This window comes from Streptomyces sp. NPDC053493 (assembly GCF_044544825.1).
Taxonomy (GTDB): Bacteria; Actinomycetota; Actinomycetes; order Streptomycetales; family Streptomycetaceae; genus Streptomyces.
Genome location: NZ_JBITXS010000006.1, coordinates 69,372 through 92,479 on the forward strand (window position 1 = coordinate 69,372; position 23,108 = coordinate 92,479).

Annotated in this window: 21 protein-coding genes and 1 pseudogene; 14 read left to right on the forward strand and 8 right to left on the reverse strand. The window is 73.5% G+C overall.

Annotated features, from left to right (window positions below):
* Window positions 1-23 precede the first annotated feature (23 nt).
* The 6 genes from ACIGO8_RS18885 to ACIGO8_RS18910 all read left to right on the forward strand — a co-directional run bounded on the left by ACIGO8_RS18885 (window position 24) and on the right by ACIGO8_RS18910 (window position 5,847).
* A complete protein-coding gene (locus tag ACIGO8_RS18885; RefSeq protein ID WP_399731492.1) occupies window positions 24-926 on the forward strand; it encodes an amino acid ABC transporter permease in 903 nt (300 codons plus the stop codon).
* Complete coding sequence (locus ACIGO8_RS18890) at window positions 923-1,726, forward strand: amino acid ABC transporter ATP-binding protein (RefSeq protein ID WP_399731495.1); 804 nt, start codon at window positions 923-925, stop codon at window positions 1,724-1,726. Before ACIGO8_RS18885 ends, ACIGO8_RS18890 begins: the two co-directional genes overlap by 4 nt.
* A 68-nt stretch (window positions 1,727-1,794) precedes the next feature.
* Window positions 1,795-2,805 (forward strand): ABC transporter substrate-binding protein, encoded by a 1,011-nt coding sequence (locus tag ACIGO8_RS18895; protein WP_399731498.1) that lies wholly within the window; start codon window positions 1,795-1,797, stop codon window positions 2,803-2,805.
* Window positions 2,806-2,829: 24 nt separating this feature from the next.
* The gene (locus ACIGO8_RS18900) at window positions 2,830-3,618 is read left to right on the forward strand and encodes a DUF1684 domain-containing protein (RefSeq protein WP_399731500.1); all 789 of its coding nucleotides are present in this window, start codon (window positions 2,830-2,832) and stop codon (window positions 3,616-3,618) included.
* A 214-nt stretch (window positions 3,619-3,832) separates the two neighbouring features.
* Complete coding sequence (locus ACIGO8_RS18905; protein WP_399731502.1) at window positions 3,833-4,735, forward strand: S1 family peptidase; 903 nt, start codon at window positions 3,833-3,835, stop codon at window positions 4,733-4,735.
* A gap of 203 nt (window positions 4,736-4,938) precedes the next feature.
* Window positions 4,939-5,847 carry a S1 family peptidase gene (locus ACIGO8_RS18910; RefSeq protein WP_399731505.1) on the forward strand — a complete coding sequence of 303 codons (909 nt, stop codon included), beginning with the start codon at window positions 4,939-4,941 and terminating at the stop codon, window positions 5,845-5,847.
* An 89-nt stretch (window positions 5,848-5,936) separates the two neighbouring features.
* Here ACIGO8_RS18910 and ACIGO8_RS18915 read toward each other — a convergent pair whose 3' ends face one another.
* Window positions 5,937-6,974 (reverse strand): DUF3533 domain-containing protein, encoded by a 1,038-nt coding sequence (locus tag ACIGO8_RS18915; RefSeq protein WP_399731507.1) that lies wholly within the window; start codon window positions 6,972-6,974, stop codon window positions 5,937-5,939.
* Between the two features lie 147 nt (window positions 6,975-7,121).
* Here ACIGO8_RS18915 and ACIGO8_RS18920 point away from each other — a divergent pair, with 147 nt between their 5' ends.
* The 3 genes from ACIGO8_RS18920 (at window position 7,122) to ACIGO8_RS18930 (ending at window position 12,670) form a co-directional block, all read left to right on the forward strand.
* Window positions 7,122-10,622, forward strand: coding sequence for a DNA polymerase III subunit alpha (locus ACIGO8_RS18920; protein WP_399731509.1), 3,501 nt, complete (start codon window positions 7,122-7,124; stop codon window positions 10,620-10,622).
* Entirely contained in the window at window positions 10,619-11,578 is a 960-nt protein-coding gene (locus ACIGO8_RS18925; RefSeq protein WP_399731513.1) for a DNA polymerase thumb domain-containing protein, read from the forward strand. The genes ACIGO8_RS18920 and ACIGO8_RS18925 overlap by 4 nt, the downstream gene beginning before the upstream one ends.
* A gap of 201 nt (window positions 11,579-11,779) precedes the next feature.
* The gene (locus ACIGO8_RS18930; protein WP_399731516.1) at window positions 11,780-12,670 is read left to right on the forward strand and encodes an esterase/lipase family protein; all 891 of its coding nucleotides are present in this window, start codon (window positions 11,780-11,782) and stop codon (window positions 12,668-12,670) included.
* 18 nt (window positions 12,671-12,688) lie between these two features.
* Here the strand turns inward: ACIGO8_RS18930 and ACIGO8_RS18935 are convergent, their stop codons facing one another.
* Entirely contained in the window at window positions 12,689-13,684 is a 996-nt protein-coding gene (locus ACIGO8_RS18935; protein WP_399731519.1) for a lytic polysaccharide monooxygenase, read from the reverse strand.
* Window positions 13,685-13,895: 211 nt separating this feature from the next.
* Here ACIGO8_RS18935 and ACIGO8_RS18940 point away from each other — a divergent pair, with 211 nt between their 5' ends.
* Window positions 13,896-14,369, forward strand: a complete 474-nt coding sequence (locus ACIGO8_RS18940; protein WP_399731522.1) for a GNAT family N-acetyltransferase — start codon at window positions 13,896-13,898, stop codon at window positions 14,367-14,369.
* Between the two features lie 79 nt (window positions 14,370-14,448).
* On the forward strand, window positions 14,449-14,874 hold the full coding sequence (locus ACIGO8_RS18945; RefSeq protein ID WP_399731525.1) for a DUF6299 family protein: 426 nt from the start codon (window positions 14,449-14,451) through the stop codon (window positions 14,872-14,874).
* A 29-nt stretch (window positions 14,875-14,903) separates the two neighbouring features.
* Here ACIGO8_RS18945 and ACIGO8_RS18950 read toward each other — a convergent pair whose 3' ends face one another.
* Both ACIGO8_RS18950 and ACIGO8_RS18955 read right to left on the reverse strand, forming a co-directional pair.
* Window positions 14,904-15,449, reverse strand: a complete 546-nt coding sequence (locus ACIGO8_RS18950; protein WP_399731528.1) for a DUF402 domain-containing protein — start codon at window positions 15,447-15,449, stop codon at window positions 14,904-14,906.
* On the reverse strand, window positions 15,430-16,359 hold the full coding sequence (locus ACIGO8_RS18955; protein ID WP_399731530.1) for a GNAT family N-acetyltransferase: 930 nt from the start codon (window positions 16,357-16,359) through the stop codon (window positions 15,430-15,432). Before ACIGO8_RS18955 ends, ACIGO8_RS18950 begins: the two co-directional genes overlap by 20 nt.
* A 74-nt stretch (window positions 16,360-16,433) precedes the next feature.
* Here ACIGO8_RS18955 and ACIGO8_RS18960 point away from each other — a divergent pair, with 74 nt between their 5' ends.
* Window positions 16,434-16,808, forward strand: a complete 375-nt coding sequence (locus ACIGO8_RS18960) for a GntR family transcriptional regulator (protein ID WP_399731532.1) — start codon at window positions 16,434-16,436, stop codon at window positions 16,806-16,808.
* A 59-nt stretch (window positions 16,809-16,867) separates the two neighbouring features.
* Here ACIGO8_RS18960 and ACIGO8_RS18965 read toward each other — a convergent pair whose 3' ends face one another.
* Window positions 16,868-17,986: a DUF5925 domain-containing protein gene (locus ACIGO8_RS18965; protein ID WP_399731534.1), complete on the reverse strand. Its 1,119-nt coding sequence runs from the start codon at window positions 17,984-17,986 to the stop codon at window positions 16,868-16,870.
* A gap of 188 nt (window positions 17,987-18,174) precedes the next feature.
* Between ACIGO8_RS18965 and ACIGO8_RS18970 the strand changes: the two genes are divergently transcribed.
* On the forward strand, window positions 18,175-18,981 hold the full coding sequence (locus ACIGO8_RS18970; protein WP_399731536.1) for an SGNH/GDSL hydrolase family protein: 807 nt from the start codon (window positions 18,175-18,177) through the stop codon (window positions 18,979-18,981).
* Here ACIGO8_RS18970 and ACIGO8_RS18975 read toward each other — a convergent pair.
* Window positions 18,965-20,569, reverse strand: coding sequence for a protein kinase (locus ACIGO8_RS18975; RefSeq protein ID WP_399731539.1), 1,605 nt, complete (start codon window positions 20,567-20,569; stop codon window positions 18,965-18,967). The genes ACIGO8_RS18970 and ACIGO8_RS18975 overlap by 17 nt on opposite strands.
* Before the next feature lie 276 nt (window positions 20,570-20,845).
* On the opposite strand from ACIGO8_RS18975, the gene ACIGO8_RS18980 reads away from it, so the two are divergent.
* Window positions 20,846-21,118: a hypothetical protein gene (locus ACIGO8_RS18980; RefSeq protein ID WP_399732405.1), complete on the forward strand. Its 273-nt coding sequence runs from the start codon at window positions 20,846-20,848 to the stop codon at window positions 21,116-21,118.
* 234 nt (window positions 21,119-21,352) lie between these two features.
* Here the strand turns inward: ACIGO8_RS18980 and ACIGO8_RS18985 are convergent.
* Window positions 21,353-22,126, reverse strand: a pseudogene (locus ACIGO8_RS18985) (ABC transporter permease); the annotation flags it as partial.
* The gene (locus ACIGO8_RS18990) at window positions 22,123-23,061 is read right to left on the reverse strand and encodes an ATP-binding cassette domain-containing protein (RefSeq protein ID WP_399731542.1); all 939 of its coding nucleotides are present in this window, start codon (window positions 23,059-23,061) and stop codon (window positions 22,123-22,125) included. The gene ACIGO8_RS18990 and the pseudogene ACIGO8_RS18985, both read right to left, overlap by 4 nt.
* Window positions 23,062-23,108: the final 47 nt, after the last annotated feature.

Genomic DNA, 23,108 nt, shown 5'->3' on the forward strand with positions numbered 1-23,108 from the left:
GCCCTCGTACCCGAGGTACCGCCATGTCTCTCACCAGTGATCCACCCGTCCACGCCGTCCCCGCGAGAACCCCTTCCACCGAGCCTCCGGACGCCGACGGCCCCGCCCTCACGGTGGTGCCCGTTCGGCATCCCTGGCGCTGGGCCGCCGTCGCCGCCACCGTCGTCGTCCTCGCCCAGTTCCTGCACGGCCTGGTCACCAACCCGGGCTGGGAGTGGGACGTCTTCGCCCGCTTCTTCACCGCCGACGCCATCCTCCAGGCCGTCTGGGTCACCCTCCAGCTGACCTTCTACGGCACCGTCCTCGGCTTCGCCCTCGGGATCGTGCTCGCCTTCATGCGGCTGTCCGGCAGCCCGTTCCTCCGGGCGGTCGCCTTCGGCTACATCTGGGCCTTCCGCTCGATCCCGCTCATCGTCCAGCTGCTGTTCTGGTTCAACCTGGCCTACCTCTACAAGGAGCTGAGCCTCGGCATCCCGTTCGGGCCGAGCTTCTGGGCCTTCGACACGATGGGCCTGGTCGGCGCGATGAGCGCGGCCGTCCTCGGGCTCGCGCTGCACCAGGCGGCCTACGCGGCCGAGATCGTCCGCGGCGGCGTGCTGGCCGTGGACGGCGGCCAGCTGGAGGCGGCGGCCGCCCTCGGCATCCCGCGGCTGCGGCAGCTGCGCCGGATCGTGCTGCCGCAGGCGATGCGCTCGATCCTGCCCAACGCCGCCAACGAGATCATCTCGCTGTTCAAGGGCACCTCGATCGTCTCCGTCATGGCGATCGGCGAGCTCTTCTACCAGGTCCAGGTCGTCTACGGGCGCAACGGGCGGGTCGTCCCGCTCCTGATGGTCGCCACCGCCTGGTACGTGCTGCTCACCACGGCGCTCTCCGTCGTCCAGCACTACGTCGAACGTCACTACGCGAAGGGGAGCACCCGATGAGCACCGCCACCGCCGCCGAGGCCGCCGTCACGGCCGAGCCCGACGTCAAGGTCCGCATCCGCGGCGTACGCAAGAGCTTCGGCGCCCTCGAGGTGCTGCGCGGCATCGACCTCGACGTGCGGCCCGGCGAGGTCACCGTCGTCCTCGGCCCGTCCGGCTCCGGCAAGTCCACCCTGCTGCGCACCATCAACCACCTGGAGAAGGTCGACAGCGGCTCGATCAGCGTCGACGGCGCCTTCGTCGGCTACCGCCGCTCCGGCGACAAGCTGTACGAGCTGCGCGAGCGCGAGATCCTCAGGCAGCGCACCCGGATCGGCTTCGTCTTCCAGAACTTCCACCTCTTCCCGCACCTGACCGTCCTGGAGAACGTCGTCGAGGCGCCGGTGTCCGCGCTGCGGCGCCCGCGCAAGGAGGCCGAGGCGGCGGCCCTGAAGCTGCTCGAGCGGGTCGGGCTCGCCGACAAGGCCAAGGCCTACCCCAAGCAGCTGTCCGGCGGGCAGCAGCAGCGCGTCGCGATCGCCCGGGCGCTCGCCCTCGAACCGGGCCTGCTGCTCTTCGACGAGCCGACCTCCGCGCTCGACCCCGAGCTGGTCGGCGAGGTCCTCGACGTCATCAAGGACCTGGCCGCCGCCGGCACCACCATGATCGTCGTCACCCATGAGATCGGCTTCGCCCGCGAGGTCGCCGACACCGTCGTCTTCATGGACGAGGGCCGGATCGTCGAGCAGGGCCCGCCCGCAGAGGTCCTCGACAGCCCGCGTCACGAGCGCACCCGCGCCTTCCTCTCCAAAGTCCTCTGACCCCGCCGCCCGTCCCTTCCCGCCTGACCATCCCCGCCTGACATTCCCGCCCGACAAGGAGTCCCGTCATGTCCTCTCCCGCCCGCCGCACCGTCCGTGCCCTCCGGCACCGCCCGCTCGCCGTCGCCCTCGCCTCGCTCACCGCGCTGGTCTCGCTCACCGCCTGCGGCGGTGCGAGCGACGCCGCCACCGACCAGGTCGCGCCCAAGGGTGCCAAGGGCGGCACCGCGATCAACCTCGGCCCGGACCAGAAGCGCGTCCACACCGCGAAGGTCGACGCGATCGCCGCCAAGCTCCCCGAGGCCGTCCGCAAGCGCGGCACGCTCAACCTCGGCGTCTCCACCGGCAGCGCTCCGCCGCTCGCCTTCTACGCGACCGACGACAGAACGCTGATCGGTGTCGAGCTCGACATCGCCACGCTCGTCGCCGACACCCTCGGGGTGAAGCCCGAGGTCGACCCGGTCTCTTGGGAGAACCTCTTCGTCGGCCTCGACAGCGGCAAGTTCGACGGCGTCTTCTCCAACGTGACGGTCACCGAGGAGCGCAAGGACAAGTACGACTTCGCCACCTACCGCCTGGACGACCTGGCCTTCGAGGCGAAGAAGGGCAGCGGCTGGAAGGTCGCGGGTCCCGCCGACGTCGCCGGGAAGACCATCGCGGTCAGCTCGGGCACCAACCAGGAGAAGATCCTCGTCGAGTGGAGCCGGGAGAACGAGAAGGCGGGCCGCAAGCCGGTCGACATCAAGTACTTCCAGAACCAGACCGACTACTACCTGGCGCTCCAGTCCGGCCGCATCGACGCCTACCTCGGCCCGAACCCGACCTCCGCCTACCACGTCGCCTCGGCCGGCCAGACCGAGATCGTCGGCAAGTTCTCCGGCGCGGGCGCCGGCCTCCAGGGCAAGATCGCCGTCACCACGAAGAAGGACAGCGGCCTCGTCGACGCCTACGCCGCCGCGCTGAACCACGTCATCGAGAACGGCACCTACGCGCAGGTGCTCAAGCGGTGGGGACTGAGCAGCGAGGCCGTCACGACGTCCGAGATCAACCCGCCCGGCCTGCCCCGGACCAAGAACTGACGCGGTATGGAAAGGTGACGCACCATGAGCACGGATGCATCGCAGGACTGGCAGCACTGGCACGAGCAGCGCACGGCGGCGGTCTCCTCGTCGTACGGACCGCTGTCGCTGACCGGAACCTACTGGCTCTCGGACTTCCCGGAGGGGCGAATTCCGGCCGTTCCGGGGGAGTGGCGGGCGGAGGGTGACGAGGTGACCCTGTCCGCCGGCGCCGAGGACGCGGTCACGGTCGACGGCAAGCCCCTGATCGGTACGGTGCGGCTGGGCGCCGACCACGGCCCGATCCACGAGTCCCGGGTGGAGTCGGCCGGGCGGCGGCTGGTCGTGCTGCGCCGTGAGGGCGAGTGGGCGGTGCGCGACTTCGACCCCGAGTCGGCGGCGCGGCGCGCGTTCCGGGGCATCGAGGCCACGCCGTACGACGAGCGCTGGGTGCGGCCGGGCGTGTTCCGTCCGTACGCCGAGGACCGGCACGTGCGCGTGGAGAACGCGGACGGCAAGGAGCGCGGACTCGGGCTCGCCGGCGAGCTGGTCTTCGACCTGCACGGCGCCGAGCACAGTCTCCAGGTGGCGGTGGAGGACGACGGCACGCTGTGGGCCGTCTTCGCGGACGCCACCAGCGGCCGGGACAGCTACCGCTTCCGCTTCCTGCGGCCGGCCGCGCCGGCGGCGGACGGCTCGGTGACGGTGGACTTCAACCGGGCGCTGCTGCCGCCGTGCGCGTTCGCGCCGCACTTCATCTGCCCGTTCCCGCCGCCGGGGAACACGCTGGACACCGCGGTCGCGGCGGGGGAGCGGCGGCTCGTCGAGAGCTGACCGGGGACGGAAAGAGCCCCGGTCGAGGCCGGGTCGGACGGCGGTCGGGGCCGGATCCGACCGGCGGTCGACCGCGGGTGGACGGCGCGGCCCAGGACGGGCCGCGCCGTCCGCGCGCGCGGAACGGCAGGCGCAGGCGGTCTTGTGCGTTCCGGTCGTGGCGGCCAGTATCGCTCGCGGTGCATGTCAGGAACACGTCACCTGACGGTGCCTCATGGGCCCGCCACCCACGGGTCCCTCCGCCGCACCCCGAAGGAGCACAGTGAGGACCACGCGCATCCGACTGCTCGCCGTCGCCGCCGCCGTCACGGCGGCCACCGCCCTCGCCCTGCCCGGCGCCCAGGCCGCTCCCGCTCCCGGACCGGCGAGCGCCGCCGCCCTCGCCCGCGCCGACGCGGCCGTCCTGAAGGCGGACGTCGGCGGTACGGCCTGGTACGTCGACCAGGCCTCCGGCCGGGTCGTCGTCACCGCGGACTCCACCGTCTCCGAGGCCGGGATCGCCGCGATCCGCCGGGCCGCGGGCGCCGACGCCGCGGCCCTGCGGGTCGAGAGAACGCCCGGCGTCTTCAGGCCCCTGCTCGCCGCCGGCGACGCCATCTACGGCAACGGCTACCGGTGCTCGCTCGGCTTCAACGTGCGCAGCGGCTCCACGTACTACTTCCTCACGGCCGGCCACTGCGGCAACGTCGTGAAGACGTGGTACGCCAACTCCGCGCAGTCGACGCTGATCGGACCCACCACCGGCTCCCGCTTCCCCGGCGACGACTTCGCCCTCGTCCGCTACGACAACGCCTCGCTCAGCCACCCCGGCGGCTACACCGCGGCCGACGCCTACGTGGGCGAGTCCGTCAAGCGCACCGGCTCCACCACCGGCACCCACGGCGGCACGGTCACCGGCCTCAACGCCACCGTGCGCTACTCCAGCGGCGGCACCGTACGCGGACTGATCCAGACCGACGTCTGCGCCGAGCCCGGCGACTCGGGCGGTGCCCTCTACGACGGCACCAAGGCGCTCGGCCTGACCTCCGGCGGCAGCGGCGACTGCCGGTCCGGAGGCACCACGTTCTTCCAGCCGGTGCCCGAGGCGCTCGCCACGTACAAGGTCAGCCTGTACTGAGTCCCGCACTCAGTCCTGGCTCCTGCCGCGTACCGAGCAACTCCCGCACACAGCTGGAAAGTTGAAGGCTTCACGGCCGAAAGCCGCCCTTGCGGCTCCCGGCCGTGCGGCCCGAGACTCCCCCACAGCGCCGGCCCAGGGCCGCGCCTCACGGGTCCGACACCCCACTGCGGGCCCCCGATTCCCCTCAGGAGGAACGAGAAGTGAGGATCAAGCGCACCACCCCCACGAGAAACACCCGCAACACCCGGATGCTCGCCGTCGCGACCGGTCTCGCCGCCGCCGCGGCGATCGCCGTCCCCACCGCGAACGCCGACTCCGCCGCCCAGCCGGGCACCTTCAGCGCCGCCCAGCTCACCGCCGCGGGCGACGCCGTGCTCGCCGCCGACGTGGCCGGCACCGCCTGGCGGGTCGATCCCGCCTCCAAGACGGTGGTCGTGACCGCCGACTCCACCGTCTCGCAGGCCGACCTCGCCAAGATCAAGCGCCAGGCCGGCGCCAACGCGGGCGCGCTGCGCATCGAGCGCACCCCGGGCCGGTTCAACAAGCTGATCTCCGGCGGCGACGCCATCTACGCCAGCAGCTGGCGCTGCTCGCTCGGCTTCAACGTCAAGGACAGCGCGGGCAACTACTACTTCCTCACCGCCGGCCACTGCACCGACGGCGCGGGCACCTGGTGGTCCAACTCCTCGCACTCGACCGTCCTCGGCACCACCGCCGGTTCGAGCTTCCCGACCAACGACTACGGCATCGTGCGCTACACCAACAGCTCGGTGGCCAAGTCCGGCACGGTCGGCAGCGTCGACATCACCAGCGCCGCCAACGCCACCGTCGGCATGTCCGTCACCCGCCGCGGCTCCACCACCGGCATCCACAGCGGCACGGTCACCGGCCTCAACGCCACGGTGAACTACGGCGGCGGCGACATCGTCTACGGCATGATCCAGACCAACGTCTGCGCCGAGCCCGGCGACTCCGGCGGCCCGCTCTACTCCGGCAGCCGCGCCATCGGCCTCACCTCGGGCGGCAGCGGCAACTGCAGCTCCGGCGGTACGACCTTCTTCCAGCCGGTCACCGAGGCACTGAGCGCGTACGGGGTCAACGTCTTCTGACCCGCCGGCCGGCGCGCCTGGCGCGCCGCCCGCTCCTCCCGTCCCTCCGGCCGCTCCGGCGGCCGGAGGGACGGTCGGCGAGACCCTTCCTAGGTGCGGACGTCGCCGACCTCGGCGGCGACCGCCTCCGGCTCCGGCTTCCGCTTCAGCGAGGACATCACCAGGGTGACGGCCGAGCCGACGACCGCCCAGGCGGACAGGACCAGCATCGAGCCGGTCATGTCGTTGCCCTTGAAGTACGCGATCGAGCGGGCCGACCAGGTGCCCGCGCCCGGCGGCAGGGCCGGGCCGATCGCCTTCCAGAAGGGCGGCAGCATCGGCAGCGGGAAGGCACCGCCCGCGCTGGGATTGCCCGCGACCACGACGAGGAGGATCGCCAGGCCGATGCCGACGATCCCGAACAGCGACTGCAGCGCGAGCGTGGTCGCGCCGACCGCGAAGACCACCAGCGTGCCCAGGCCCCACAGGGCGGCGACGCTGCCGGGCAGCGCGCCGAGGATCGGGCCGACGATGACCGCGCCGCCGAGTCCGCCGAGCACCGAGTAGAGCGCGAGCACGCCGAGCCGGATGACCGCCCGTTCCCGGTTGGCGGGGCGCGAGCCGGCGCTGATCGCCAGGATGGCGGCGCAGATGTAGCCGCCGACGCACCAGCCGATGACCAGGTAGAAGGCGGAGAGCCCGTTGAAGTCCTCGCCGGAGGACGGGGCCACGTCGACGGTCCGCACGGTGCGCTGGTTGGCCGCCTCCACCTGCGTGAACATCGCCTGCAGGGTGGCGGAGAGCACCTTGCCGCCGCCGGAGGCGACGAGCAGCGTGTCGGTGCGGCCCCGCGGGTCGACGATCAGGGCCCCGTCGATGTCCCGGTTCAGGATCTGGTCGCGGGCCTCCTCCCGGCTCGCGACCACGCGCGGGTCGAGCGGATCGCCGGGCAGCTTCTCCAGCTCGCCCATGAGGGCGCCGGAGACCTGCTGCGGCGCGACCACGCCGAAGGGCACGTCCGTGGGCTTCGGATCGTGCAGGGCTCCGACGTACGAGGCGATGAACAGGAGCTGGAGGGCGAAGACGCCGACGACCAGCAGTGCTGCTCGCGGGGTGACGGCGCTCTTCAGTTCGGCGACGAGACTCATGCCCCCACGCTCGGGGCCGGGCGGTGTTCCCGCAGGTGGGACCGGTCCGAACGAGTTATCGTACGGGCGTTCGAAAATGGGTTATGGTGGAGACGAGGGGGTGGAACGTACGTACGATTTTCTCGTGGGAGTGCGGAGGTGGCGCGCATGTCGGGGTTCACGCATCTGCACACCGCCTCGGGTTTCTCCCTGCGCTACGGCGCCTCCCACCCCGCGCGGCTGGCCGAGCGCGCCGCCGAGCGCGGCATGGACGCCCTCGCCCTGACCGACCGCGACACCGTCGCGGGCGTGGTCCGCTTCGCCAAGGCCTGCGAGAAGGCGGGCGTCCGTCCGCTCTTCGGCGTGGACCTCGCCTACGAGCCGTTCCTCGCCGCCGTCCCGCCCGCCGGACCGGGCGCGCCCGAACCCTCCGCCGGACGCACCTCCGCACGGCGCGTACCCGTGCGGGGCGGCGCGTTCGTGGACGAGTCCGCGCCCCGGGCCGTCTTCCTCGCCCGCTCCGGCGCCGGCTGGGCCGCGCTCTGCGCCCTGGTCACCGCCGCCCACGCCCAGGCCGGGGAGGGGCAGCCCGTGCTGCCCTGGGCCGCGCACCGCGGCGACGGCCTCTTCGTGCTGCTCGGGCCCGGCTCCGACGTCGGGCGCGCGCTCGCCGCCGGCCGCCCCGACCGGGCCGCGCGCCTGCTGCTGCCCTGGCGCGAGCGGTACGGCGACGCCCTGTGCCTGGAGGTCGTGCACCACGGGCGCCCCGGCACCGGGCCCGGCTCGCTGCGGCTCGCCGCCCGGACCGTCGGCTTCGCCGCCGAGCAGGGCGTGCGGCCCGTGCTCGGCAACGAGGTCCGTTACGCCGACCGGGGCCAGGGACCCGTCGCCGACGTGCTCGACGCCGCCCGCCGGCTCGTCCCCGTCGACCCGCGCGCCGGACTCGACAGCGGCGAGGCCTGGCTCAAGGGCGCCGGCGACATGCTGGCCGGCGCCGAGCGGATCGTCGAGGCCGCCGGCTTCCGGCGGGAGACCGCGCACCGGCTCCTGGAGCGGACCGAGGAGGTCGCCGCCGCCTGTCTGGTCGACCCCGAGGACGACCTCGGCATGGGCTCCGCGCACTTCCCGGAGCCGTACCTCGTCGGCGCCGCCCACCGCACCGCCCAGCGCGTGCTGGCCTCCCGGGCCGCCGCCGGCATGATCCTCAAGGGCTACGACCGCCGCCCCGACCGGCACGTCTACTGGGACCGGGTGCACCACGAGCTGGACATCATCGCCCACCACGGCTTCGCCAGCTACTTCCTGACGGTCTCCCAGGTCGTGGACGACGTGCGCGAGATGGGCATCCGGGTGGCCGCCCGCGGCTCCGGCGCCGGCTCCCTCGTCAACCACCTCCTCGGCATCGCCCACGCCGACCCGGTCGAGCACGGCCTGCTGATGGAACGCTTCCTGTCCAAGCGCCGCACCGAGCTGCCCGACATCGACATCGACGTGGAGTCCGCCCGCCGCATCGAGGTCTACCGCGCGATCCTCGACCGCTTCGGCCCCGAGCGGGTCGTCACCGTCGCCATGCCCGAGACCTACCGGGTCCGCCACGCGGTACGGGACGTGGGCGCCGCCCTGTCCATGGACCCGGCCCGGATCGACCGGATCGCCAAGGCCTTCCCGCACATCCGCGCCCGGGACGCCCGCGCCGCCCTCGACGAACTGCCCGAACTGCGCGAGCTCAAGGCCGAGACGGCGGGACACGACCGGTTCTGGGAGCTGGTCGAGGCCCTCGACGCGCTGCCCCGCGGCATCGCCATGCATCCCTGTGGCGTGCTCCTCTCGGACGCCTCGCTGCTCCGGCGCACTCCCGTCGTGCCCACCAGCGGCGAGGGACTGCCCATGACGCAGTTCGACAAGGAGGACGTGGAGGACCTCGGACTGCTCAAGCTCGACGTCCTCGGCGTGCGGATGCAGTCGGCGATGGCGCACGCCGTCGCCGAGGTCGAGCGGGCCACCGGCACCCGGCCGGACGTCGACGCCGTCCCGCCCGGCGACCCCGACACGTACCGGCTCATCCGCTCCACCGAGACCCTCGGCTGCTTCCAGATCGAGTCGCCCGGCCAGCGCGACCTGGTGGGCCGGCTCCAGCCCGAGACCTTCCACGACCTCGTCGTCGACATCTCGCTCTTCCGGCCGGGCCCGGTCGCCGCCGACATGGTCCGCCCGTTCATCGAGGCCCGGCACGGCCGCGCGCCGGTCCGCTACCCGCACCCCGACCTGGAGGACGCCCTGAAGGAGACGTACGGCGTCGTCGTCTTCCACGAGCAGATCATCGAGATCGTGAGCATCATGACCGGCTGCGGCCGCGATGAGGCCGACCAGGTGCGCCGCGGGCTCTCCCACCCCGAGTCGCAAGGGCGGATCAAGGCCTGGTTCGCCGTGCGGGCGCGGAGCAAGGGATACGCGGACGAGGTCGTCGCCCGGACCTGGGAGATCGTCGAGGCCTTCGGCTCGTACGGCTTCTGCAAGGCGCACGCGGTGGCCTTCGCCGTGCCGACCTACCAGTCGGCCTGGCTCAAGGCGCACCACCCGGCCGCCTTCTACGCGGGACTGCTCACCCACGACCCCGGCATGTACCCCAAGCGGCTGCTGCTCGCGGACGCCCGTCGGCGCAAAGTGCCCGTGCTGCCGCTCGACGTGAACCGGTCGGCGGCCGCCCATCGGATCGAACTGGTGTCCGACGGTGGGACCGAGAGGTGGGGACTCCGGCTCGGCCTCGCCGACGTCCACGGCATCAGCGAGGCCGAGAGCGCCCGCATCGAGGCCGGACAGCCCTACGCCTCCCTCCTCGACTTCTGGGAGCGGGCCCGCCCGCGCAAACCCGTCGCCGAACGGCTCGCCCAGGTCGGCGCGCTGGACGCCTTCGGCGCCAACCGGCGCGACCTGCTGCTCCACCTCACCGAACTCCACCGCGTCCAGCGCGGCACCGCCTCCTACGGCGGCCAGCTCCCGCTCGCCCAGGGCCGCAAGACCGCACCCGTCGGCTTGCCCGACCTCGACGAGAGCGAACGGCTCAGCGCCGAGCTCGGCATCCTCGGCATGGACGCCTCCCGCCACCTCATGGGCGACCACCAGGCCTTCCTGCGCGAACTCGGCGTGGTCTCCGCCCAGCGGCTGCGCTCCGCCCCGCACGGGCAGACCGTCCTGGTCGCCGGCGCCAAGGCGGCCACCCAGACCCCGCCCATCCGCTCCGGCAAGCGCGTCATCTTCACCACCCTCGACGACGGCACCGGCCTGGTCGACCTCGCCTTCTTCGACGACTCCCACGAACGCTGCGCCCACACCGTCTTCCACTCCTGGCTGCTGCTCGTCCGCGGCGTGGTGCAGCGGCGCGGCCCGCGCAGCCTCAGCGTGGTCGGCTCGGCCGCCTGGAACCTCGCCGAACTGATCGAACTGCGGGCCGAGGGCGGCCTGGAGGCGGTGGGGCAGCGGCTCTCCGAGAGCCCGCCGCAGCCCGCACCCGCCGGTGAGGACCCTTCCGCGGACGGCGACGCCGGCCGCCGGATCACCCTGCCCACCGGCTTCACGATGAACCCCTGGGCCGACCTCCAGCCGGCCGGGGAAGGCGCCGCGACACCGTCGAGGAAGCTGTGGCACAGCAGTCCGGGGAGCGCGGGATGATCCTTTGCGTACGGTTCAGGCTCGAGCCAGAGGCGGAGGCGATGCTGCCCCGGCTCCTGGACCTCCTGGGCGAGTTCACCCCGGTCGTCGAGGCGGTCCCGCCCGGCGAGGCGCTCGCCGACGTGCGCGGCGCGCTGCGCTACTTCGGCTGGAGCCCGGGCGAACTGGCCTCGGTGATCCGGGTCAGGGCGCTCGCCCTGTACGGCACCGACTGCGTCATCGGCGCCGGCCCCAACCCGATGCTGGCCCGCATGGCGGCCCGCGAGGCCCGGCCCGGCGCCACCCTCGTCGTCGAGGACCCGGCCGCCTTCCTGCGGGACCGGCCGGTCGCCGCCCTCGACGGCGTCGGCCGCGCCACCGCCCGTACCCTCTGCGGCTACGGCCTCGACTCCGTCGGCCGGGTCGCCGACGCGCCGCTCGCCGTGCTCCAGCGGCTCGTCGGCGCCAAGGCCGGCCGCGAGCTGTGGGAACGGGCCCACGGCATCGACCGCACACCCGTCGTCCCCGGCGACATCTCCCGCTCCCTGGCCGCCGAACGCGCCTTCCCGCACGACGAGCTGGACCCCGGCGCCCACCGCAGGGCGCTGCTCTCGCTCACCGAGGAACTGGGCGCCCGGATGCGCACCGAGAAGCAAGTCTGCCGCTCCCTGACGGTCACCGTGCGCTACGCGGACCGGACCACGTCGAACCGGACCCGCACGCTGCGCGAACCCACCGCGCACTCCACGGACCTCACCGCCCTCGCGTACGCGCTCCTCGCCTCGTTCGGACTCCAGCGGGCCCGCGTCCGGGGCATCGCGCTGCGCGCCGAGGGCCTGGCGCCGGCCGAGGGCGCCGCGCACCAGCTGACCTTCGACCCGGCGGACGACAAGGCCCGGCGGATCGAGGCCGTCGCGGACCGGGCCCGGGCGAAGTTCGGGCCGAGGGCGGTGCTGCCGGGCTCGCTGGCGGCCTGAGTCCGCGCTCCAGGACCCGCCCACCCGCCCCGTGCTCCGCGCGTCGGCGGGGCGGCTGACGACACGCCAGTTTTTACCGACGCGTAACTTCCCAGTGCAGGCTACCCGTGCGTAGCTTGACTGGAAGCGCACCCCCACTTGTGGTCCGGACCGCAGGGCGTACCGCATCCCCTTTCCCTTGAGCCGCAAGGAGATCGCCCGATGCTGCCCCGGACCTCCACGAAGCCCTGGAAGCGGGCCGTCAGAGCCCTGTCCGTCCTGCTCCTGACCGCCGCAGCGACCTTCGCCCCCACCGCCGCCCAGGCCGACACCGCCCAGACCGCCTCGGCGCCCAGCCGCGGCTGGAACGACTTCACGTGCAAGCCGTCCGCCGCCCACCCGCGCCCCGTCGTCCTCGTCCACGGCACGTTCGGCAACTCGATCGACAACTGGCTGGGCCTCGCGCCGTACCTCGTCGACCGCGGGTACTGCGTCTTCTCGCTCGACTACGGCCAACTGCCGGGCGTCCCGTTCTTCAACGGCCTCGGCCCGGTCGACAAGTCCGCCGAACAGCTCGACGCGTACGTCGACCGGGTCCTCGCCGCCACCGGCGCGGGCGAGGCCGACCTCGTCGGCCACTCGCAGGGCGGCATGATGCCCCGCTACTACCTGAAGTTCCTCGGCGGCGCCGACAAGGTGAACGCACTCGTCGGCATCGCACCCGACAACCACGGCACCACACTGGGCGGCCTCACCCAGCTGCTGCCGTACTTCCCCGGCGCCCAGGACCTGATCAGCACCCACACCCCGGGACTCGCCGACCAGATCGCCGGATCCGCGCTCCTCACCAAGCTGAACGCCGGCGGCGACACCGTGCCCGGCGTGCGCTACACGGTGATCGCCACCAAGCACGACGAGGTCGTCACGCCGTACCAGTCCGGCTGGCTGTCCGGACCGAACGTCAGCAACGTGCTGCTCCAGGACCGGTGCGCGCTCGACCTGTCCGAGCACGTGGCGATCGGCACGGTGGACCGGATCGTCTTCCACGAGGTGAACAACGCCCTCGACCCGGCCCACGCGACGCCGACCACCTGCGCGTCGGTGTTCAGCTAGCCCGCCCGCGGCGCACCCTCAGCGCCGGGACGACGAACGGCGGCGGGCGGCGGCGAACAGCACGACCGCCCCGAGCCCGAGCACGGCGGCGCCGCCCATCGCCAGATACGGCGTGACGGCGTCGCCACCGGTCTCGGCCAGCTCCTCACCGCCGGCCCCGGCCGCGGCGGGTGCGGTGGTCTGGGGCGCGGTGGTCATGGGCGCGGCGGTCGTCGCCGTCGCGTCCGGAGCGCCCTGTCCGCCGTGTTCGCCGTGCCCGCCCGGGTGCCCGCCGTGCCCGCCGTGCCCGCCGTGTCCTCCCGTGGACGGCGCCTCGGACGGCGCACTCGGCGCCGGTGCCTCCGGCGTCGCGGGCGCGCCGCCCGCGCCGTCCTGCCCGAACACCACGTCCGAGCAGGTGTAGAAGGCCTCGGGAGAGTCCGAGCGCTGCCAGATCGAGTAGATCAGGTGCCGGCCCGACTTCTTCGGGATCGTGCCCGTGAACACGTAGTCGCCGCTCCGCAGCTCCGGGTCGGTGACCGTGGCGAACGGCTCGGCCTCCAGGTCCGACCACGCCAGCGGCTTCGACGGGTCGTACCCGTCCTTCGTCACGTACAGCTCGAAGCGGCCCCGGTGCGGAGCGGTGCCCTTGTAGCGGAAGGTGTGCGCGCCGGAGTCCAGCCTCGTCGCCGGCCAGTCCGCCCGCGCCAGGTCGAGGCCCCGGTACTTCTCGTTCCCGGCGCTGCACAGCTTCCCGTCCGGAATCAGCTCGCGGTGCTTCCCGGCCGCGTTCGCGATGTTCACACCGTTCCAGTCGTAGAGCGCCTGCGTCCCGCCCGCGGCCACCGCCGCCCTGCACGCCGCCGACCTCGGGCTCTCCGGCCCCTCCGCGTAGCACCCGGCGACCCGGCTGACGGGATCGGTCATCGACCCGTGCGCGAACGCGGCGGGAGCGGCGGCGAGCCCGGCGAGGGCGAGCACGGCGGTGCTCGCGAAGGCCGCGGTCGTACGGCGTGCGGTCAGGCGTGAGGTCATGGGGGGACAACTCCTTCACGAGGGTGGGGTGTGGGGGGTTGCCCAGCAAACTAGCCCTCGGAATCCGCCGGTTCGGCCCCGGAAAGCGACGGCGGGCGATCCTTATGGTCGCGTTAAGGGGCCTCTAAGCGGGGCCACAGAATCCGGCACCGCCACCGCCCGCCTGGCCGTCGCTGCGGAAGCTGATCAAGCGCGGCCGTAGTGTGACCGTATGACACATGTGCGCCCTGCCCTGCCCGCCGACGTGCCCGCCGTCAAGGCCGTGATCGACGCGGCCTTCCACCACTACATCGAGCGGATCGGTCTGGTGCCGGCGCCGATGGAGGCGGACCACGCGGCGAACGTGGCGGCGGGGCGGGTGTTCGTCGCGCCCGCGGGCGCGGGCGAGCCCGTGGCCGGCCTCGTGGTGGTGATCCCCGAGGCCGGCCACCTCTACCTCGACACCGTCGCCGTCCGCCCCGACGCCCAGGGCACCGGCCTCGGCCGCGCCCTGATGACCTGGGTCGAGCAGCGGGCCCGGGACCTCGGCCTGCCGGAGGTGCGGCTGCTCACCAACGCGATGATGTGGGAGAACCAGAAGATGTACGAGCGGTACGGCTACGAGGTCACCGAGCGCCGCCTGGACGGACCGTACGACCGTGTCCACTACCGTAAGCGGGTGCTCAACTCGCCCCCGATCGAGTGAGTTTCGGACCTCTGGCGGCGTGATCCGGTATCCCTGGCGGGCAGCGTCAACCCCCCACTCCCCGAAGGGACCTCCACCGATGCGTGCTCGACTCGCCCTCGCCGGCGCCCTGCTGGCCGCCGCCGTCACCTCCGTCGCCGCCGCCCCGACCGCCTGGGCCGGACCCGCCGACGTCCTCACCGTCGACGCGTACGGGACGGTCGCCGAGGACGGCACGGTCCGCCTCTCCGGCACCTACCGCTGTGCCGACGACAGCGCGGGACCGGTCTTCGTCGGCTCCACCCTGATCCAGGCGGACCGCTCCGCCGGCATCGGCGGCACCCGCGCCGTGTGCGACGGCCGGCTGCACACCTGGACCAACAGCTCCGTCGTGAAGGAGCCCGCCTACCGCACCGGCGGCGCCCGCGTGGAGGCCACCTTGATGCAGCTCACCGCCACGGGCCCGCTGTCCCTGCCGATGCCGGAGTTCCTGGCGGACGCGACCCGGACGGTCACCCTGAACTGACCCGCCCGGGCCGGCCCGCCGGTGGCCGGTCAGTCGTGCAGCAGGGACACCAGCCCGTCCCGGCCCAGGGCGGTCAGCTCGTCGAGGGCGCGTACGGCGTGTTCGGCCGCCTCCGGGTCGGAGGCGGCCAGACCGCTCGCCGCGAACTCGTCCTCGTCGAGCCGCAGGACCTCGGTGCCGTCCGCCGACACCCACAGGTCCAGGTCGAGGTCCTCGACCAGCACCTCGGCGCCGTCCGCGGCGACCACGGCCGGGCGGGTCACGTCGCAGTACCAGCCCTTGAGGGTCCCGTCACCGGCGCGGACCTCCTTCACCGCGTACCAACGGTCGCGCCAGTAGTGCTCGGTGAACACGTCGCCCGGCTCGAAGCGCACGAAGCCGAAGTCCCGGACGCCCTCGGCGGCCCACGGCGCGCGGACGGTCAGCCGGGCGCCGTCGTCGGCGAGGAGCGCGGAGGGATAGCGGATCTTCGTCCGGCCGGCCTTGACGAGCACGACCTCGACCTCGGTCCCAGCCTCGACCTCGGTTGCGGCCCCGGCCTCGGTCTCACCGGCGTCAGCCGAGCGTGCGGACATGCCGGAACTCCTTCGCGCAGATCTCGTACCCGAACCACTCGTTGATGGCCAGCATCGGCCCGTTCCCGGTGTCGTTGCCGGTGAACGCCTCCGTGCAGCCCGCCGCGCGGGCCCGGTGCAGCGAGTCGTTCTTCGCGAGCTTGGCGAGGCCCCGGCCCCGGTACGCCGGGTCGGTGCCGGTCATGCCCGAGCCGTACCGGCCGAGCCCGTCCGTCCGCGCCGCGCTGAAGGCGACCGGACGGCCGTCGGCGACCACCACCGTCGTCAGCTCGCGGTCGAGCAGCGGATGGTTCCAGGTGGACGTCAGCCAGTGCGCGTAGTCGTTCAGCTCGGCCGGCACGTCGCCGGGCTCGTCCGCGGTCGTCACGGCGTCCAGCTCGAACAGCGGACGCGGGTCGCCGGCGAAGTCCGCCGCCGTGCGCAGCTCGACGCCGGCGGGCGCCTCCCGCAGGGGCGGCAGCTCGGCCGTGGTGAGGTCGAGCCGCAGGAAGTAGGCCGAACGGCTCGGCGCGTAGCCGTGCCGCTCGGCGAAGGAACGGTGCGCGGGCTCGTCCAGGACCCAGCTGTAGAGCGTCGTCGCCCCCGCCTCGGCCAGATACTCCTCGCAGGCGCGCAGCAGCAGCGTCCCGGCGCCGTGACCGCGGTGCTCCGGGTGGACGTAGACGTTGACGAAGCCGCCGCCCGGCTCGGGCGACTCGTGGGCGAGAGCGGCCTCGACGGTGCCGACGACCTCGCCGTCGATCTCGGCGACCAGCGGCCGGCTCCGCTCGTCGGGATGGGCGTGCGCCCAGTCGTACGCGAGCTGGCGCGCGGTCGTGAGCATGTACGGGAGCGCGGCGCGGCGGACCCGGGCGAAGCCCTCGGCGTCCCCGGGGTCCTCGGGCCGCACAGCGCGGACGATCACAGTCATGGTGCCGCACGCTATGCGGCGGGCGGGCCCGGGCGCCTCCCAATTTCCGGCGGGCCGGGTGCACAATCGGGCGGGTGACGCTTCGAATCAGCGTGGACGCCCGTTCCACCACCGCTCCGTACGAACAACTGCGCGCCCAGATCTCCGAGAGCGCCCGCTCGGGCGAGCTGCCCGTCGGCTACAAGCTTCCGACGGTACGGGGTCTCGCGGAGCAGCTGGGGCTCGCGGCGAACACGGTCGCCAAGGCGTACAAGGCCCTGGAGGGCGACGGCGTGATCGAGACCCGCGGCCGCAACGGCACCTTCGTCGCGGCCGCCTCCGACGCCGCCTCACGCCTGGCCGCGACCGCGGCCGCCGGCTACGCGACGGAGGCCCGCCGCCTCGGCCTCAGCCGCGAGGCCGCGGAGGCCGCGGTGCGTGACGCCCTGCGGGCGGCGTACGAGGCCTGAGCCGCCGTGGGCAGGACGGGCGGCGCCCGTGACCGGCGCGTCGGCGGCGCGCGCCTCGCTCAGAGGTAGAGTCCCGCCTCCGCGGACCGCGGTTCCGGCATGCCGGCGGCGGGCGTGCCGCGCCGCAGCGCGAACAGCTCCGCCAGCGTCGCTCCGTCCCGTCCGACACCGTCCTCCCGTCCCAGCCAGCGCACCGCCTCCGGCCGCGTCAGCCGGCCCACCTCGATCCGGGCCAGGCAGCGGCCGGGGCGGACCACGGCCGGGTGGAGGCGCTCCAGGTCCTCGTTGGTGGTGACGGCGACGAGGACGTTGCGGCCCTGCCCGAGCAGACCGTCCGTCAGGTTGAGCAGCCGGGAAAGCGCCTGGCCCGCCGCGTGCTTGGCCTCGCCGCGGATCAGCTCGTCGCAGTCCTCCAGGAGCAGCAGCCGCCAGCGGCCCTTCGCGGTGCCCTCGTCCTCGCCGATGGCGATGTCCATCAGATAGCCGACGTCGCTGAACAGGCGCTCCGGGTCGAGGACGCAGTCCACCTGGCACCAGTCCCGCCAGGACCGGGCGAGGGTGCGCAGCGCGGAGGTCTTGCCGGTGCCGGGCGGCCCGTGGAGCAGGAGCAGCCGGCCGGAGATGTCCTCCGGGGTGACGGCCATCAGCCGGTCCATGGCGTCGGCGACGGGCGCCGTGTAGTTGGGCCGGATCTCCTCCCAGGTGCCGGCGCCGATCTGCCGGGTGGTCCGGTAGGGGCCGCGCCGGGGCGACACGTACCAGAAGCCCATGGTGACGTTCTCCGGCTGCGGTTCGGGTTCGTCCCGCGCTCCGTCCGTGGCCTCCTTGAGGACGCGTTCGGCGAGTTCGGGATCGGTCGCCGTGACGGTGACGTCCGCGCCCCGGCTCCAGCGGGAGACGAGCAGGGTCCAGCCCTCGCCCTCGGCGAGGACGGCGCTGCGGTCGTCGTCCTTGGCGGCGCGCAGCAGCTTCGCGCCCGCGGGCAGCAGCGTCGCGGCGGGCTTCACCCGGTCCAGGCTGGTGCTGTGGGAGTGCGGCTGCTCGCCGGTCGCGAAGCGGCCGAGGAAGAGGGCGTCGACGACGTCGGACGGGGAGTCGTCGTCGGTGAGGTGGAGTCGGATCGGAAGGGTGTCCTCGGGCCGGGACGGGTCTCGCGGTGCGCCGTGGGTGGCTGACATGGCGTCCATGATCCGGCAAGGGTGCGATCCGCGCACCGCCTTTTGACGTGTCGTCCGATGGCTTGAAACAGCTGGTTTCTGAGGGGTGGTCGGGACGGGGCGACACGAGTTTTGACATGAACACTTCCGGCGCGCCGGATCCGCTGCTACTACCTGGTAACGCAGAGATCCTGCTACAGGGAGGTTCCATGAAACTGTCCCGTTTTACGGCGTTCTCGTCCTCGCTCCTCCTCGGCGCCGTCCTCGCCCTCACCGGCGCGGCAACCGCGCAGGCCGCCCAGACCGCGGCGCTGGACTACGTGGCCCTCGGCGACTCGTACTCCTCCGGCGTCGGCGCCGGGAGCTACGACAGCGCCAGCGGTGACTGCAAGCGCTCCACCAAGGCCTACCCGGTCCTCTGGAAGAACGCCCACGCCCCCTCCTCCTTCGCCTTCACCGCCTGCTCGGGCGCCCGAACGGGTGATGTCACGGCGAATCAGCTCGGACCCCTCAGCGCCGCCACCGACCTGGTCTCCGTCACGATCGGCGGCAACGACGCAGGCTTCTCGGACGTCATGACGACCTGCGTACTCCAGTCCGAGACGAGCTGCATCAGCCGCGTGAATCAGGCCAAGAGTTACGTCGACACGACCCTTCCCGGGAAGCTCGACAGCGTGTACACGGCCATCAGAAACAAGGCGCCCAACGCCCACGTCGTCGTGCTCGGCTACCCCCGCTTCTACAAGCTCGACGGCACCTGTGTCGCCGGCCTCAGCGAGAACGAGCGCCGCGCCATCAACGACGCCGCCGACTACCTCAACGCGGCCACCGCCAAGCGCGCCGCCGACCACGGCTATACCTTCTCCAGCGTCGTGCCGCCCTTCACCGGGCACGAGATCTGCTCCGGCTCCGCCTGGCTCCACAGCGTCAACTGGCTCAACATCGGCGAGTCGTACCACCCCACCGCCGCCGGCCAGTCCGGCGGCTACCTGCCGGCCTTCACCGGCGCGGCATAGCGGCTCCACCGCCCGGGGAGGCGGTCCCGCCCGAGGGCGTCGCCGTCGCCGTCGGCGGGCCCGAGGGCGAAGCCGTCTCCTCACAGCTCACCGTGAACGCCACCCAGTTGGACTCCCGCGCGACCGGCTCCCGCACCTCCAGCCGGATCCGGTCGCGCACCGTCGCTCCCGGCGCGTACTCCACCTGCACCCGGCCGACCTGCCGCTCCGTCGGCCCGCCCTCCGGGAACTCCAGCGTCCGCCACTCGGTGTCCTGGCCCTCACCGCTCTCCGTCGCCCAGCGGTACGACACGGTGGCCGGCGTCCGGTCCACCGTGACCGTGCCCGTGAACGACGGCGCCTGGTCCTGCGGCGGCGGACACGCGCCGCCGTAACTCCCGCGCTCCGCCCGGACGTACACCAGCACCGACACCGGCGGAGCCGTCGTGGCGCTCGGCGAGGCGCTCGTGCTCGCCGTCGTCGGCGGGGCCGAGGTGGGCTCCGTGCTCGTCGCGCCCGTCGTCGTGACCGGCGGCACCGGCGGCGTCTCGTCCGTCCCGGTGTCCCGCAGCACCGCGTACGTCAGTCCGCCCGCGACCAGCAGCAGCGCGACGATCCCGGCGACCAGGCCCGCCCGGCGCCGCCGCGGCTCCGGCCCGGGCGCGGGCAGGGGAGCGGTCGCACCCGAGCCCGGGCCGCCGGTGCCACCCGGGCCCCCGGGTCCTTCCGGGCCGTCCGGCATGCCCAGCGGGACGGCGTACGCCCGGGTCGGAGCCGTGGGCGGCGGCTCGGTCCGGGGCGTGCCGCCCGCGCCGACCAGCCGCAGCTGCTCCTCGGCCGCCTCCGCCGGCAGCCGCTGCTCCGGTTCCTTCCGCAGCAGCCCTTCGATCACCGGAGCCAGCGGGCCGGCGTGCACCGGCGGCGCGGGCTCCTCGTCCACCACCGCCCGCAGCGTCTCCAGCGCCGTCTCGCGCCGGAACGGCGAGCTGCCCTCGACGGCGGTGTGCAGGAGCACGCCGAGGGACCACAGGTCGGCCGCGGGCCCCGGCGTGCGCCCCAGCGCGCGTTCCGGCGCGAGGTACTCCGGGGAGCCGACGAGCTCGCCGGTCATGGTGAGCGGCGAGGTGCCCGCCATGGCCGCGATGCCGAAGTCGGTGAGGACCACCCGGCCGTCGTTGGCGAGGAGCACGTTGGCCGGCTTCACGTCGCGGTGCAGCACGCCGGCCGCGTGCGCGGCCCGCAGCGCGGCGAGCACCTCGGCGCCCACGTGCGCGGCCCGCCGCGGCGGCAACGGACCCTCGGCGTCGAGGGTCTCCGCCAAGGTGAGCCCGCGGACCAGCTCCATCACGATCCAGGGCCGGTCGTCGTCCAGGGCCACGTCGTAGACGGTGACGACGTTGCGGTGCGCGATCCGGGCCGCGGAGCGGGCCTCCCGCTCCAGCCGGGCGTACAGCCGCTCGCGGTCCTCGGCGGGCAGCCCCGCCGGGGCGCGGACCTCCTTGACGGCCACCTCGCGGCCCAGGACCTTGTCCCGGGCGCGCCACACGGTGCCCATCCCGCCTTCGCCGAGCACGTCCAGAAGCCGGTAACGACCCGCGATGACCGTCATCGCTCCACGGTAGCGGAGCGGGGCCGGATTGTGGTGGCGGAGATCACACCCGGTCGAAGGCCCGCTGGTGGGGCCGGTCCGGGCAGGATGGTTCGTGACGGTTCGACAGGTGTTCGATCGCTGTCCAACTCACCCTGGAATCAGATGGATTCGGACAGTGATCGTCAACCCCCGTACACAAGCGGTGAATCCTGCGGCCGGAATACACGGGTGTCGTAGCGGAGCGATAGGGTTAACCTGCCCGGGCCGGGTGCCCTCGTACGGGTGGGGAGTGACATGGAACAGATAGCAATGCGCAGCAGGCCGCGAGTGCCTGCCATCACGTGCGGGAGCAGCGCGACCAGCACGCGGCTCGACCGCCATCTCGCGGTGCTCGGCGGCCCCGCCGTGCCGCAGCGCGAGGCGGCCGAGGCGACGCTGCTCATGCGGGAACTGACGACGCGTACGCGTGAGGTGCCCGCCCACGGCCACCGCAGCCGCAGCTCGCGGGTCTCGCTCTTCGCCCCGCTCCGCCGACTGCGCCGCTCGCTCTTCGGCAGCCACGGCTGACAGGCCGTCCCGGCCGGGCGACCGCGCGTCCCCACGCGCCACTCCCCGCTCCCGCCCGGCCCACGGCACACCTCTGACCACGCGCCGGCCGCGTCCCCACCGGCCGGGCGCCCGCCCCTCCCCGCAGCCTTCCGGCACCTCCGGCACCTCCGGGCGTGGGCGCATCCGCGGCCTCCCGGCGTGCGGGCTCGACCCGGCGCCGTGCCGCGCCCGTCCGGCTGTCCACGGCCACGTACGGGCGTAACGCCTGACCGCCGCCGGGGCGCACAGGGCGAGCAGGGCCAGCGACCACAGCAGGGCTCCGGTCACCGGATGGGTCACCGGCCAGGCCGCGTCCGCCGCGGCATCAGGTCCGTTGCCGAACAGCTCGCGCACCGCCGTCGTCACCGCCGAGATCGGGTTCCACTCCGCGACCGTGCGCAGCCAGCCCGGCATCCCGTCCGTCGGCAGATACGCGTTGGACAGCAGCGGCAGCATGAAGGTCGCGCTGCCCAGCTGGCCGGCCGCCTCCTCGCTCCGCGAGGCCAGGCCCAGCAGGATGCCCACCCAGGTCGCCGCGAAGCGGAAGAGCAGCAGCAGCCCGAGCGCGGCCAGGGCCTGAAGGGCCGTGCCCTCGATCCGCCAGCCCATCGCGAGGCCGACGAGCAGCAGCGGAACCGTGCCCGCCGCGCTGGTGACCAGATCGGCGAGCGCCTGCCCGAGCGGCACCGCCGCCCGGCTCACCGGCATCGTGCGCAGCCGGTCCGTCACGCCCCGGTGGGTGTCCTGGGCGGCCTGGAACATGCCGGTCATCACGCCGTTCGCGGCCGTCGCCACCAGCATCCCCGGCACCAGGTAGGCCCGGTAGTCGGCGCCCGGCATGGCGAGCGCGCCGCCGAGGACGTAACCGAAGAAGAGCAGGAAGACGACCGGCATGGTCTGCGTCATGACCGTGATCGCCGGCGCGTGCCGGACCCTGCGGAGGTGCCGGCCGAGGATCGCGGTGCCGTCGTGGACGAGGGTGCTCATGCGGCGAGCTCCTTGCGGTCGGTGAGGCGCAGGAACACCTCGTCGAGGGTGGGCGGGCGCAGTGAGGCGTCGAGGACCGGGACGCCGGCCGCGTCGATCTCCCGGACGATCCGGGGCAGGGTCAGGGTCGGGTCGGTGGTGACCGCGCCGACCGTGCGGCGCTCGGCGTCCAGGGACGGCAGCGAGCCGGTGAGCCGGTCGAGCACGGCCGCGGCCGCCTCCAGCGGCGCGGGCTCGGCGACCACGACCTCCGCCCAGCTGCCGATCAGCGCCTTGAGCTCGGCCGGAGTGCCCCGCTGGGCCGCCCGGCCCTCGTCGACGAGCACGATCTCGTCGGCGAGCCGGTCGGCCTCCTCCAGATACTGCGTGGTGAGCAGCACGGTGGTGCCCTGGTCCGCCAGAGCGCGGACGGCGTCCCAGATCTCGCCCCGGCTGTGCGGGTCGAGCCCGGTGGTCGGCTCGTCCAGGAAGAGCACGGCCGGCCGCACGATCAGGCTGGCGGCCAGGTCGAGGCGCCGGCGCATGCCGCCGGAGTAGGTGCGGGCGGGCCGGCCCGCGGCCTCGGCGAGGCCGAAGCGCTCCAGGAGTTCGTCGGCGCGCGAGCGCGGGGCGCGCAGCAGGCGGGCGAACAGCCGCAGGTTCTCGGCGCCGGTCAGGTCGCCGTCGACGGAGGCGTACTGCCCGGTGACCGCGATCCGCTTCCGCACCCCGGCCGGGTCGCGCACCACGTCGCACCCGGCGACCCGGGCGCTGCCGGCGTCGGGCGAGACCAGGGTGGTCAGCACCCGTACGGCGGTGGTCTTTCCGGCTCCGTTGGGCCCGAGGACGCCGCAGACCGTGCCTTCGGGAACCGCGAGGTCGAGCCCGCGCAGGGCGTGGACCTGCCCGTACCGCTTCCGCAGACCCTCACTAAGTACAGCGTACGTAGTCGTCATGCCGTGACCATAGCGCACTACGTACGGTGTACGTAACTACGATGGTG